Annotated in this window: 11 protein-coding genes; 5 read left to right on the top strand and 6 right to left on the bottom strand. The window is 72.4% G+C overall.

Annotated features, from left to right (window positions below; genetic code table 11):
• Positions 1-60: 60 nt before the first annotated feature.
• From GA0115242_RS20560 to galU, 5 genes are all read right to left on the bottom strand, one after another.
• Positions 61-708, bottom strand: coding sequence for a GNAT family N-acetyltransferase (locus GA0115242_RS20560; protein ID WP_176729868.1), 648 nt, complete (start codon positions 706-708; stop codon positions 61-63).
• Between the two features lie 20 nt (positions 709-728).
• Positions 729-1,244, bottom strand: coding sequence for a MogA/MoaB family molybdenum cofactor biosynthesis protein (locus GA0115242_RS20555; RefSeq protein ID WP_093830572.1), 516 nt, complete (start codon positions 1,242-1,244; stop codon positions 729-731).
• Positions 1,241-1,720 (bottom strand): cyclic pyranopterin monophosphate synthase MoaC, encoded by a 480-nt coding sequence (gene moaC / locus GA0115242_RS20550; RefSeq protein ID WP_093830570.1) that lies wholly within the window; start codon positions 1,718-1,720, stop codon positions 1,241-1,243. The genes GA0115242_RS20555 and moaC overlap by 4 nt, the downstream gene beginning before the upstream one ends.
• A gap of 103 nt (positions 1,721-1,823) precedes the next feature.
• Positions 1,824-3,146 (bottom strand): molybdotransferase-like divisome protein Glp, encoded by a 1,323-nt coding sequence (gene glp, locus GA0115242_RS20545; protein WP_093830568.1) that lies wholly within the window; start codon positions 3,144-3,146, stop codon positions 1,824-1,826.
• 4 nt (positions 3,147-3,150) lie between these two features.
• Positions 3,151-4,053, bottom strand: a complete 903-nt coding sequence (gene galU / locus GA0115242_RS20540; RefSeq protein ID WP_093830566.1) for a UTP--glucose-1-phosphate uridylyltransferase GalU — start codon at positions 4,051-4,053, stop codon at positions 3,151-3,153.
• Between the two features lie 132 nt (positions 4,054-4,185).
• Between galU and GA0115242_RS20535 the strand changes: the two genes are divergently transcribed.
• Positions 4,186-4,770 carry a 5-formyltetrahydrofolate cyclo-ligase gene (locus GA0115242_RS20535; protein ID WP_202555566.1) on the top strand — a complete coding sequence of 195 codons (585 nt, stop codon included), beginning with the start codon at positions 4,186-4,188 and terminating at the stop codon, positions 4,768-4,770.
• 68 nt (positions 4,771-4,838) lie between these two features.
• Here the strand turns inward: GA0115242_RS20535 and GA0115242_RS20530 are convergent, their stop codons facing one another.
• Positions 4,839-7,694 (bottom strand): penicillin acylase family protein, encoded by a 2,856-nt coding sequence (locus GA0115242_RS20530; protein ID WP_093830562.1) that lies wholly within the window; start codon positions 7,692-7,694, stop codon positions 4,839-4,841.
• Between the two features lie 216 nt (positions 7,695-7,910).
• Between GA0115242_RS20530 and GA0115242_RS20525 the strand changes: the two genes are divergently transcribed.
• From GA0115242_RS20525 to GA0115242_RS20510, 4 genes are all read left to right on the top strand, one after another.
• A complete protein-coding gene (locus GA0115242_RS20525) occupies positions 7,911-9,467 on the top strand; it encodes a potassium/proton antiporter (protein ID WP_093830560.1) in 1,557 nt (518 codons plus the stop codon).
• A 419-nt stretch (positions 9,468-9,886) separates the two neighbouring features.
• Positions 9,887-11,179 (top strand): MFS transporter, encoded by a 1,293-nt coding sequence (locus tag GA0115242_RS20520; RefSeq protein WP_093830557.1) that lies wholly within the window; start codon positions 9,887-9,889, stop codon positions 11,177-11,179.
• A gap of 67 nt (positions 11,180-11,246) precedes the next feature.
• The gene (locus GA0115242_RS20515; protein ID WP_093830555.1) at positions 11,247-11,585 is read left to right on the top strand and encodes an FmdB family zinc ribbon protein; all 339 of its coding nucleotides are present in this window, start codon (positions 11,247-11,249) and stop codon (positions 11,583-11,585) included.
• Positions 11,586-11,838: 253 nt separating this feature from the next.
• Positions 11,839-12,672, top strand: coding sequence for an S-methyl-5'-thioadenosine phosphorylase (locus GA0115242_RS20510; RefSeq protein WP_093830553.1), 834 nt, complete (start codon positions 11,839-11,841; stop codon positions 12,670-12,672).
• Positions 12,673-13,132 lie beyond the last annotated feature (460 nt).

Below are 13,132 nucleotides of genomic sequence, written 5' to 3'. Positions count from 1 at the left end.
ATTCAATGCCTCAGGGTGACCTTCGGCCGATAAATTTCGAACATCTATTCAATTAATGCGTCAGGCGGGATTGCCGGGGGTGTTCCGAGAGGTGTTCGGCGCCGAGTCCTGGGACGTCCGCCGGGAACGGGTCCGGTGCCAGCGGCTGAGCAGGCCGTCGGGGACCTCCTCCGCGGTGAGCGCGTACACCAGGTGGTCGCGCCAGGCGCCGTCGATGTGGAGATATCGGGGCCGCAGCCCCTCCTCCCGGAATCCGAGTTTCTCCACCACCCGGCGGCTGGGCCGGTTCTCGGGGCGAATGCAGACCTCGATGCGGTGCAGTCCGACGGTGCGGAAACAGTGGTCCACGACGAGCGCCACGGACGTCGGCATCACCCCGCGCCCGGCGACCGACTCGTCCACCCAGTAGCCGACGTGGCCCGAGCACATCGAGCCCCAGGTGATCCCGGCGACGGTCAACTGCCCGACCAGGCGCCCCTGGTACTCGATGACGAAGGGCAGCATCCGGCCCGCGTTCGCCTCCGAGCGCAGGTGCCTGACCATCTGGCGGTAGGTCGGCCGGTGCGCGATGGGCCCGCTGGGGGTGGGCGGCGGGATGGTCGCCTCCCAGGGGCGCAGCCAGTCGCGGTTGCGCCGGTTGACCTCGCGCCAGGGGCGCTGGTCGCGCAGCTTTATCGGCCGGAGGACGAGGTCGCCGTCCGCCAGCACGACCGGCCAGGAGGGGCTGTTCAGCTCGCACCCCCACGGGTGGCGCCGGGTCTCGGGTGGTCGCCGCCGCGGAGCTGGTCCACGGCGTGCCGCAGCAGGGGCTCCAGGACGGCGAGGCCGTCGCGCACCCCGCCGGAGGAACCGGGCAGGTTGACGATGAGGGTGCGGCCCGCGACCCCGGCGAGGCCGCGGGAGAGGGCCGCGGTGGGCACCTTCTCCCGCCCGGCCGCCCGGATCGCCTCGGGGATGCCGGGCACCTCGTAGTCGATGACCCGGCGGGTCGCCTCGGGCGTGCGGTCGGTGGGCGAGACGCCGGTGCCGCCGGTGGTGACGACGACGTCGTACCCGGCGTGCGCTCCGGCGCGCAGCTCGGCCTCCACCGGGTCCCCGTCGGGGACCACCCGCGGCCCGTCGACGGTGAACCCGAGCCCTTCGAGCCCGGCGGCGACGAGCGGGCCGCCCGTGTCCTCGTAGACGCCCGCGGCGGCCCGGTTGGAGGCGGTCACGACCAGCGCGCGGTAGGGCGCGGCGCTCATGCCCTGCTCCAGGTCCCGGAGGCGCCGCCGGTCTTCTCCTCCACCCGCACGTCGGTGACGACGGCCGCCTTGTCGACCGCCTTGACCATGTCGACCACGGTGAGCGCGGCGACGGAGACCGCGGTGAGCGCCTCCATCTCGACGCCCGTGCGGTCGGTGGTCCTGACGGTGGCGACGATCTCCACGGCGTCGTCGGCGACCGAGAGGTCCACCGCCACGCCGGACACCGCCAGCGGGTGGCAGAGCGGGATCAGGTCGGGGGTGCGCTTGGCGCCCATGATGCCCGCGATGCGCGCGGTGGCGAGGGCGTCGCCCTTGGGGACGCCCTCCCCGCGCAGCAGTTCGATCACCCGGGGTGAGACGAGCACCCGGCCGCTGGCACGGGCGGTGCGCGCGGTCACGTCCTTCCCGGAGACGTCGACCATGCGGGCGGCGCCCGCTTCGTCGATGTGGGTCAGTCGGTCCTGCGTGCTCATGGCGTGTGGCGCTCCCGGTCCGGGCCTGTTGTGCGCGACACGGTACCGCCAACTCGGCGCGCGCACCGGACCAGGACCGGCCGACCGGCGCCGGGCGCGGGGCTCAGCCGAGCAGGACCACCTCGACCTCGGTGCCCGGCTCGACGGACTCCACGTCCTCGGGGACGACGATCAGCGCGTCGGCCTGCGCGAGGGCCGCGACCAGGTGCGATCCGGCGCCGCCGACGGGGCGCACCGAGCCGTCGGCGACGGTGCCGCGCAGGAACTGCCTGCGCCCCTTGGGGGAGGTGAGCGCCGTGTCGGTGACGAGGGTGGCCTGGATCCTCGGCCGGTGGACGTCGTCGAGCCCCATCAGGGTGCGGATCGCGGGGCGCACGAACAGCTCGAAGGAGACGTAGGAGGAGACGGGGTTGCCGGGCAGGGCGAGCAGCGGGGTGTGGTCGGGGCCGACGGAGCCGAAGCCCTGCGGCTTGCCCGGCTGCATGGCGAGCTTGCGGAACTCCACGCCCCCGCCGGGTTCGTCCTCGTCGCCGACGTGCGCCAGCGCCTCCTTGACGACGTCGTAGGCGCCGACGCTGACCCCACCGGTCGTCACCATGAGGTCGGCGCGCACGAGTTGGTCCTCGATGGTGGAGCGGAGCGTCTCGGCGTCGTCGGGGACGGCGCCGACGCGGTAGGCGATGGCGCCCGCGTCCCGGGCGCAGGCGGTGAGGGCGAAGCTGTTGGAGTCGTAGATCTGGCCGTCGGCGAGCGCCTCGTCGGGCTGGACGAGTTCGCTGCCGGTGGACAGCACGACCACGCGCGGGCGCGGGCGCACCCGGACGGTGCCGCGGCCGATCGCGGCGAGCAGGGCGATCTGCGGCGGGCCGAGGACGGTCCCGGCGTCCAGGGCGCGGTCGCCCGCGCGGACGTCGCTGCCCTCGGCGCGGACGTGCGCGCGTGCCGCGGCCGCGCGGTGCACCTGCACCTGTCCCCCGGCGGCCTCGGGGGCGAGGCTGTGGGCGGGCATCCTGGTGACCGGCCCGCCGCCGAGCCCTCCGTCGGTCCACTCCACGGGGACGACGGCCTCGGCGCCGGGCGGCAGCGGGGCGCCGGTCATGATGCGGGCGGCCTGTCCCGGGCCGACCCGCAGGGATCCGGGACCGCCGGCCGCGATGTCCCCGACGACCTCCAGGACGGCCGGGAACTCCTCGCTCGCGCCCGCCACGTCCGCGACCCGTACCGCGTACCCGTCCATCGAGCTGTTGTCGAACGGGGGCAGGGAGACCGCCACCGTGACGTCCTCGACGAGGACGCAGCCCTGGGCGTCGAGGAGGTTCAGCTCGATGGGGTCGAGGGGGCGCACCGTGGCGAGGATGTCCTCCAGGTGCTCCTCCACCGACCACAGGTGCTCCGGATCGGCGGGGCGGGGCGCGGCGTTGCTCAACTCGCTACATCTCCTCGGCTACGTACGTGCGGAGCCAGGTCCGGAAGTCCGGTCCCAGGTCTTCACGTTCGCACGCGAGTCTGACAATGGCACGCAGATAGTCGCCGCGGTCGCCGGTGTCATAGCGGCGGCCGGTGAAGACGACGCCGTGCACGGGGCCGCCGGCCTTCTCGTCCTGGGCGAGCTGCTGGAGGGCGTCGGTGAGCTGGATCTCGCCGCCGCGGCCGGGCTCGGTGGTGCGCAGGATGCCGAAGACGTGCGGGTCGAGGACGTAGCGGCCGATGACGGCGTAGTTCGAGGGGGCGTCGGCGGGTTCGGGCTTCTCGACCATCCCGGTCACCTTGACGACGTCGCCCTCCCCGGTGGCCTCGACGGCGGCGCAGCCGTAGAGGTGGATCTGCTCGGGCGCGACCTCCATGAGGGCGATGACGCTGCCGCCGTGCCGCTCCTGGACCTCGACCATGCGGGCGAGCAGCGGGTCGCGGGGGTCGATCAGGTCGTCGCCGAGGAGCACGGCGAAGGGTTCGTCGCCGACGTGCGGGGCGGCGCACAGGACGGCGTGGCCCAGTCCCCTGGGGTCGCCCTGGCGCACGTAGTGCATGGTGGCGAGGTCGCTGGACTCCTGGACCTTGGCGAGCCTGCTCGCGTCGCCCTTCTTCTGGAGGGCCGACTCCAGCTCGTAGTTGCGGTCGAAGTGGTCCTCCAGGGGCCGCTTGTTGCGTCCCGTGATCATCAGGACGTCGTCGAGCCCCGCGGACACGGCCTCCTCGACCACGTACTGGATCGCGGGCTTGTCGACGACCGGCAGCATCTCCTTGGGCGTGGCCTTGGTGGCCGGCAGGAACCGGGTGCCGAGACCGGCCGCGGGGATGACGGCCTTGGTGATCCTGGGGTGGGACTGAGTCATGTCCGCAACCATATCCGGTGCCTTGGGAGGGAATCTGAGGCTCCGGTTATTTTGCTCTCATATGAGCACAGTCGGGAGGAAGCGGTGAGAACGGTGTCCGACCTGGGTCCGGGGGACGAGCCTGACAAGCGATTGTTGCGGCGAGGACTCCTCGCGGTGAGAAGCAGGTTGACGGCCGATGACGTGCGTGCGGCGGCGACCGCGCTGGCCGGGCACGCGCTCGCGCTGCCCGAGCTGGCCGGGGCGCGCACGGTCGCCGCGTACGTGTCGGTGGGGAGTGAGCCTGGCACCCTCACGCTCCTGGACGCGCTGTGCGCGCGGGGCGTGCGGGTCCTGCTGCCCGCGCTGCTGCCGGACGACGACCTGGACTGGGGCCTGTACACGGGCGAGGGCTCCCTGGCCCGGGTGCGTCACGGCGGCCGGATGACGCTGTTCGAGCCCGCGGGCGAGCGGCTCGGCCCGGAGGCGGTCACCGGGGCGGACGTGGTGCTGCTGCCGGGGCTCGCGGTCGACGGCCGCGGGATGCGCCTGGGGCGCGGCGGCGGCTCCTACGACCGCGTCCTGGCCCGTCTGGAGCGCGCGGGCGCCCGTCCGGCCCTGATGGTGCTGCTGTACGGCGCCGAGGTCGTGGAGCGCGTCCCCGCGGAGGCCCACGACCGGCCCGTGCAGGCGGTGGTGACCCCGGAGGGGGTCCGGAGGTTCCCGCCGCGCCCCTGAGACGCCCAGAGGGCCCTCCACGCGCGCGTGGAGGGCCCTCTGGGGTGCCCGTGCGGTGCCGTGCCGCGTCAGGGCTTGAGCACCAGGGTGTCGCTGGTGCTCCTGTCGACGGCCGGGCCGGTGAACGACCACGGCAGCAGCTCGCCGTCGGCCCACTTGTCGGTCTGGTCGGTGTAGTGCGCGCTGTAGGCGTGCCCTGAGGCGCCGGTGAGGTTGATCCACTTCGACTTGTCGAGGTCGCCGAGGTTGACGACCATCCGCATCGACGGCACCCACACCACCCCGTAGCCCCCGGCCGCGTTCCAGCCGGTGGCGTTGACGGTGGCCTCGCCGCCGCTGAGCTTCCAGGGACCGCGGTTGAGGACGTACTTGAGGAAGCCGGGACCCGCGGTGCCGAGGGTCTGGTTCTTCAGGAACAGCCGGTGCAGCCGCCCCCAGCTCCAGGAGTCGATGTCCTTGCCGAGCTTGGCGGTCAGCTCCCAGCGGGCGTCGGTCATGGCGCGCGCGAACAGCTCGTCACGGTTGTCGGCCTTGGGCCGGGTGCCGGACGCCGGGGTCTTCCACCAGTCGCTGTCCTCGTCGTCCATGAGGGTGCGCACCACCTCGAACCAGCGGTCGCCGCCGTCCGGCTGGGCCTGGTCGGCGTCGCGCTGGCCGCACTCGCGGACCTTCTCGGTGGGGTCGACGGGCCCGGTCGTGTTGACCGGGTCGACCCACAGGCACTGGCCCTTGACCCGCAGCTCCTTGGGCAGCTTGTTGCCGAAGGCGAGCTTGACGATGTTGCGCCAGACCGAGTTGAAGTAGGCGGCGGCGGCCGAGTCGGCGTCCTGGGTGTAGTCCCAGCCCTCCAGCAGCTCCTGCGCCTGCCGGACGTCCTTGTCCTTGACGTCGAGCTTCAGCAGCTTGGGCACGAGCAGCTTGGCGATCTCGCTGCTGTTGTCGAGCTGCATCTGGCGCATGTCGTCGGTGGAGATCTTGCCGTCGCCCTTGATCTTGGACTCGATCAGGTCGGTGATCCGCTGGCTGCGGGTGCCGTAGCCCCAGTCCGTGGTGAGCGTGTACGGGTAGTCCTTGCCGACGACGGCCTGGTTGGCGGTGACGACGTAGCCGCGGGCCGGGTCGTACTCGAAGGGCAGCTCGTCCTGGTCGATGTACCCGGTCCAGCGGTACTTCGGGTCCCAGCCGGGCGCGGGCAGCGAACCGTCGTCGCCGTCCGCGCGGGTGGGGATCCTGCCGGGCAGCGTGTACCCGATGTGGCCCTTGGTGTCGGCGTAGATCAGGTTCTGCGAGGGGACGTCGAACAGGGCGGCGGCGCCGCGGAACTCGGCCCAGTCCGACGCCTTGTCCATGGCGAAGACGGCGTCCATGGAGGTGCCGGGGTCGAGCGCGGTCCAGCGCAGCGCGATGCCGTAGCCGTCCCCGCGGTCGGGTGCGGCGGAGCCGACGGTGGCCTTCTTGCCGACCTTGACGAGTTCGCTGTCGCGGTCGGAGAGCAGGGGCCCGTTGTTCGTCTCGCGGACGACGATCTTCTTCGCCGTGCCCCCGGCCACCTCGATGGTCTCGTCGCGGGTGGTGAAGGGCCGCACCTTGCCGTCGTAGAGGTAGCCCTCGCCGCTGAACTTCTCCAGGTAGAGGTCGCTGACGTCGACCCCGGAGTTGGTCATGCCCCAGGCGATGTTCTTGTTGTGACCGATGATCACACCGGGCATCCCGGCAAACGTGTATCCGCTGACGTCGTACTGGCACGAGGCGGAGACGGACCGGCAGTGCAGGCCCATCTGGTACCAGACGGAGGGCAGCGACGCCGACAGGTGCGGGTCGTTGGCCAGCAGCGGCTTGCCGGTGATGGTGTGCTTGCCGGAGACGACCCAGGAGTTGGAGCCGATGCCCTGGCCGTTCACCCCGACGGCGGTGGGCAGGTTGTCCAGGACGTCGTAGAGGCCGGTGAGCTGGCTCTCCAGCGCCGAGGTCCCGGTGGACACCGCCGACCCCTGCGCGACCGCGCCGCCGGTGCCGGTGCCCGTACCCGTTCCGGTACCCGTGCCCGTTCCGGTGCCGGTACCCGTGCCGGAGGTGCCGGTTCCGGTGCCCGTGCCCGTGCCGGTGCCCGTGCCCACGGCGGTGTTGGTGGTGCCGCTCTGCTGGAACGTCTGGGTCAGTTCGTCGTACTGGCCCTCCTGGACGATCGCCTTGTTGCGGCTGTAGGGGTAGTCCGGGTAGAGGTCCTTGATCTGCTTCGGGCCCAGCCTGCTGGTCATCAGGGCCCGGTCGATCTCGTCCTGCATGTTGCCGCGCAGGTCCCACGCCATCGCCTTCAGCCACGCGACCGAGTCGATCGGCGTCCACTTCTGCGGCTTGTAGTCGTTGGTGAGCCCCAGGGCGGCGTACTCCAGCGAGATGTCCTCGCCGTCCTTGCCGCCGAGGTAGGCGTTGACCCCCTTGGCGTACGCCTGGAGGTTCTTCTTCGTGGCGGCCGACAGCTTGGTGTCGTACTCCTTCTGCGCCACCCGGTCCCAGCCCAGGGTGCGCAGGAACTCGTCGTTCTTGACCTGGCCCTTGCCGAACATCTCCGACAGGCGCCCGGAGGTCATGTGGCGGCGCACGTCCATCTCGTAGAACCGGTCCTGGGCCTGCACATAGCCCTGGGCCATGAACAGGTCGGCGTCCGAGGAGGCGTAGATCTGCGGGATGCCGTAGCCGTCCCGCTTGACGTCGACGGGTCCTGACAGACCGTCGAGCGTGAGGCTGCCCTTCGTCTGCGGGAACGACGCGCGGACGGTGCTGACGGACCAGTACCCCCCGTACGCGACGCCTCCGACGATGGCCAGCACCAGGACGAGGACGAACAGACGACCCTTGCGCCCCTTCTTCCTGCCGGACTTGCCGGGCTGCTGACCCGTTGAGGCGGTGGTGTTGGGGGGCATCGCTGTCCTTGCTGTCCTAACGCGAGCGGCAGGCGGGCTGAGCTTATGACCGAGCAATGGAGCAACCATAGGCGCAGGGCCCGACCCGCCTTGACGCGGAGTGGGGTACTGGCGCGGAAGGATGTTCGATCCTGCACCCATGAGCGTCAAGGAATCGTCAAGAGTTAGGTAAGGTAACGAAGTACTTGGGTGCGGAGCCGTACGGCGTCGTGTCCTGTGTACGAGAGCTCCCGCGCGGGCCGTGCGGGAGCCAGGGAAGGGAAACGGCCGCTGACTGTCCACCACCTCAACCAGATCCTGCTCGTCTGCTCGCTCGTCCTGCTCGTGGCCGTGGCCGCGGTCCGGATCTCCTCGCGCAGCGGGCTCCCCAGCCTGCTCGTGTACCTGGGGATCGGTATCGCCATGGGCCAGGACGGCGTCGGCATCCACTTCAGCAACGCCGAACTGACCCAGGTCATCGGGTACGCGGCCCTGGTCGTGATCCTCGCCGAGGGCGGCCTCGGCACGAAGTGGAAGGAGATCAAGCCGGCCCTCCCGGCCGCCTCCGCACTGGCACTGGTCGGGGTCGCGGTCAGCGTCGGGATCACCGCGTCGGCAGCGCACTACCTGGTCGGGCTCGAATGGCGCCAGGCGCTGATCATCGGCGCGGTCGTCTCCTCGACGGACGCCGCGGCCGTCTTCTCCGTGCTGCGCCGCATCCCGCTGCCGTCCCGGGTGACGGGCATCCTGGAGGCCGAGTCCGGCTTCAACGACGCCCCCGTCGTCATCCTGGTGGTCGCCTTCTCCACCGCGGGCCCGGTCGAGCACTGGTACGTCCTGATCGGCGAGATAGCACTGGAGCTGGCCATCGGCGCGGCCATCGGCCTCGCGGTCGGCCTGCTCGGCTCCTGGGGACTGCGGCACGTGGCGCTGCCCGCCTCCGGCCTCTACCCGATCGCCGTCATGGCCATCGCCGTCACCGCGTACGCGGCGGGCGCCCTCGCCCACGGCAGCGGCTTCCTCGGCGTCTACCTGGCCTCGATGGTGATGGGCAACGCCAAACTCCCGCACTGGCCCGCCACCCGCGGCTTCGCCGAAGGGCTCGGCTGGATCGCCCAGATCGGCATGTTCGTCCTGCTCGGCCTGCTGGTCACCCCGCACGAACTCGGCGACGACGTGGTGCCCGCCCTCGTCATCGGCCTGGCCCTCACCATGGTCGCGCGCCCCCTCAGCGTGCTCGTCTGCCTGCGGCCCCTGCGGGTGCCCTGGCAGGAACAGGCCCTCATGTCCTGGGCCGGACTGCGCGGCGCGGTGCCGATCATCCTGGCGACCATCCCGATGGTCCAGGGCGTCGACGGCAGCCGCCGCATCTTCAACATCGTCTTCATCCTGGTCGTCGTCTACACCCTGGTGCAGGGCCCGACGCTGCCGTGGCTGGCCCGCACCCTGCGGCTCGGCGGCGACGCGGAGGCCGCCGACCTCGGGGTGGAGTCGGCGCCATTGGAGCGGCTGCGCGGGCACCTGCTGTCGGTCACCATCCCGGACGGCTCCAGGATGCACGGCGTCGAGGTCGCCGAACTGCGGCTGCCGCCCGGCGCGGGCGTCACCCTCGTCGTGCGCGACGGCACGTCCTTCGTCCCGCTGCCCACGACCGTGCTGCGCCACGGCGACGAACTCCTGGTCGTCGCCACCGACCCGGTCAGGGACGCCGCGGAACGCCGCCTGCGCGCGGTCGGCCACGGCGGCAAGCTGGCGGGCTGGCTGGGGACGGACGGGGCGAACGCGGACCGCTGACGCCCTCAGCGCCCAGGGGGCGGAGGCGGCCTGGGGGGGGAGGCGGCCTGGGGGCGGAGGCGGGCTCGGGGAGCCGGGGAGCCGGGGAACCGGGGAGCCGGGGAGCCGGGGACGGGCCGGGCGGCCTGGGGACGGGCTCGGGGGCCGGGAGGGGGTTGCGGGCCGGCGACCTCGGCGCCGATGACAGGTGAACGCGCCCGTGGTGCTCGTTTTCACAGGCGCACCGGGCCCCGCCCCCTGTAGGATCAAGGCGCATCTTGATCGAACCAACTCTGCCTGACGCAGAGCTGGCGCGACCGTATGGCGGCCGGGACGACCTTCTTGGGTGGATGCCGGCATCTACCGCAGTTCCGCGCAAGAGGACAGCTCTCGGCGCCCCCCGCACGGGCGCGCTACCAGGTGGCAGAAAGGCACGGGCCGTGGCATCCACGGTCTCCACCGAGCCGTCGAAGGACACGCCGGCTCCCACCCGCCCGGGATACGGGCAACTGCTGCGCACCCGCGGCGCCTGGACGTTCCTGCTGCCCGGCTTCGCCGCGCGCCAGCCGTTCGCGATGCTCACCCTCTCCATCGTGCTGCTGGTCCAGCACACCACCGGCTCGTACGGGGTGGCGGGCGCCGCCGCGGCCGTCACCGGCGTCTCCATGGCCGTCTTCGCGCCCTGGAGCGGCCGTCTCACCGACCGGTACGGGCAGCGCGCGGTCCTCGTCCCCGGTGTGCTCCTGCACACCGCCTCCGGCCTGACGCTGACGGCGCTCGCGCTCGGCGACGCGCCCCTGTGGGCACTGTTCGCGGCCGCCGTGCCCACCGGCGCCTCGGTGCCGCAGGTCGGCCCCATGGTGCGCGCCCGCTGGGGCGTGAAGCTCCAGGGCTCGCCCCTGATGAGCACCGCCGCGGCCTTCGAGTCCGTCACGGACGAGCTGACCTTCGTCCTCGGCCCGCTGCTCGCCACCGCCCTGTGCACCGGCGTCGACCCGGCCGCGGGACTGGTGACGGAGGCCGCGCTGACCCTCGTCGGCGGTCTGCTGTTCGCCGCGAGCAGGCGCACCCAGCCCGCCGTCGCCCCCGCCGGGCACGCACGCGTGGCGCACGCCTCCGCGCTGGGCATCCCCGGCGTGCGCGTGCTGATCGTGACCTTCCTGGGCATCGGTTCCGTCTTCGGCGGCATGCAGGTGTCGCTGGCCGCGTTCACCGAGTCGATCGGCGAGCCCGGCCTGAACGGCGTCCTGTACGGCACGTTCGCCGCCGGAAACATGATCTCCGGCGTCGTCTGCGGCGCCATCGCCTGGCGGACGGCCCCGCGCACCCGCCTGCTCGTCGGCTACGGCGCGCTGGCGCTGGCCGCCTCCGGGCTGTGGACGGCGCACTCCGTGCCCCTCCTCGCGGGCCTCGGCCTGCTCGTCGGCATGTGCATCGCGCCCGCCCTGATCACCGGGTACACGCTGGTCGAGGGGCTGGTCCCGGCCGGTGCCCGGACCGAGGCGTTCACCTGGCTCACCGGCGCGGTCGCGCTCGGCCAGGCGGCGGCGGTCACGGTCGCGGGGCAACTGGAGGACCGCTTCTGGGGCGGCGCCGGATTCCTGGTCCCGATGGGCGGCACGGTGCTGGCGTTCCTGGTCCTCCTGGCCCTGCGATCGCGCCTGGTCACGCACGCCGGAGGCACCACCGTCGCGCGTGGCGTCGGTCACCGCGTGCCGGTGGCGGTGGACTGATCCTCTGGAATACGTCACTATGGACCGTCGTTAGCACTCACTGAGTGAGAGTGCCAGGAGGAAGACAGTGCCGACCTACCAGTACCAGTGCACCGAGTGCGGCGAGGGCCTCGAGGCGGTGCAGAAGTTCACCGATGACGCCCTCACCGAGTGCCCCGCCTGCCATGGCCGCCTGAAGAAGGTGTTCTCGGCGGTCGGCATCGTCTTCAAGGGCTCCGGCTTCTACCGCAACGACAGCCGCGGCTCCTCGTCGAGCAGCGCGCCGTCGACGAGCAAGTCCTCGACGCCGTCGTCCTCGACGTCCTCGGCCTCTTCCTCGTCGTCGAGCCCGTCGACCTCCTCGTCGTCCTCGGACACGAAGTCGTCGAGCGGCGGCTCGTCGTCCAGCAGCACGTCGGCGGCCTAGCCAGCCTCAGCACACCCGCGGGACCCTGCCGTCACGGGACGGCGGGGTCCTCGGCGTTCTCCGGGGCCATCGGAGGGGGCGGGACCGGGGTTCTCGGGCAGAGGGTTCCCGGGGTAGGGGGTTCCCGGGGCCGGGGCTCCCGGGCAGAGGTTTCCGGGGTAAGGGATGCCCGGGGGTAGGGGGTGCCCGGAGCCGGGGTTCCCGCGGGTAGGGGGTGCCCGGGGTGCGGACGGGTCCCGATACTGTGCCGACCATGGCGAACGCAGAGATCGGTGTCATCGGCGGCTCGGGCTTCTACTCGTTCCTCGACGACGTGACCGAGGTCCAGATCGACACCCCGTACGGCCCGCCCAGCGACTCCCTCTTCCTCGGCGAGATCGCCGGCCGGAGCGTAGCCTTCCTGCCCCGGCACGGCCGCGGCCACCATCTGCCGCCGCACCGGATCAACTACCGGGCCAACCTCTGGGCGCTGCGCTCGGTCGGGGTGCGCCAGGTCCTCGGCCCGTGCGCGGTCGGCGGTCTGCGGCCCGAGCACGGACCGGGGACGCTGCTGGTGCCGGACCAGCTCGTCGACCGTACGAAGTCCCGGGCGGGCAGCTACTTCGACGGGCTGCCGCTGCCGGACGGCACCGTCCCGAACGTCGTGCACGTCTCCCTGGCCGACCCGTACTGCCCGACCGGGCGGGCCACCGTCCTCAAGGCGGCGCACGGCCGCGCGTGGGAGCCGGTGGACGGCGGCACGCTCGTCGTGATCGAGGGGCCGCGCTTCTCGACCCGCGCGGAATCGCTCTGGCACCAGGCGCAGGGCTGGTCGGTGGTGGGCATGACCGGGCACCCCGAGGCCGCGCTCGCCCGTGAACTGGAGCTGTGCTACGCCTCGTTGACCCTGGTCACCGACCTGGACGCGGGCGCGGAGACCGGCGAGGGCGTCTCCCACGACGAGGTCCTCCAGGTCTTCGCGGCGAACGTCGACCGGATGCGGGGCGTGCTGTTCGACGCGGTGGCCGCGCTCCCGGCCACGGCGGACCGGGAGTGCCTGTGCGCGAACGCGCTGGGCGGCATGGACCCGGGGTTCGCACTGCCGTAGGCGTGGGCGGGGCTCAGGACCAGGGGTTCGCACTGCCGTAGATGTGGGTGGGGCTCGGGACTCGGGGTTCGCACTGCCGTGGGTTTGGGCGGGGCTCAGGACTCAGGGTTCGCACTGCCGAGGGTGTGGGCGGGAGTCGGGGGCCGGGGGCTCGGGGCTTCTGGCTCGGTGGGGGCGGAACGGCACGTTCGGGTGGGCGGGTTTTCCACAGTCCGCTCGTCGTCCACCGGCCCCGGCGGGGATCGCCGCGAGGGCCCACTCTGGGCGGGCAGAGCCGATTCCCGTCCCAGGTGGTGACCTCTCGTGCCGTTCGCTCCCTTCCCGCCCCCTCCCCCGCTCGTCCCCGCCCCGTGCGAGGTGCCGCGCTTCGACCCCGTGCGGGTGCGCGGCGCCCGGTACCGCCTGGACAGGCTCGTCCGGCACCGGCGCCGGGCCGTCGCCGCCGGTCTCGCCGTGACCG

It is taken from the genome of Streptomyces sp. SolWspMP-5a-2 (assembly GCF_900091845.1).
GTDB lineage: Bacteria > Actinomycetota > Actinomycetes > Streptomycetales > Streptomycetaceae > Streptomyces > Streptomyces doudnae.
The sequence above is the reverse complement of the archived record's forward strand: the minus strand, read 5'-3'. Positions and strand labels throughout refer to the sequence as shown.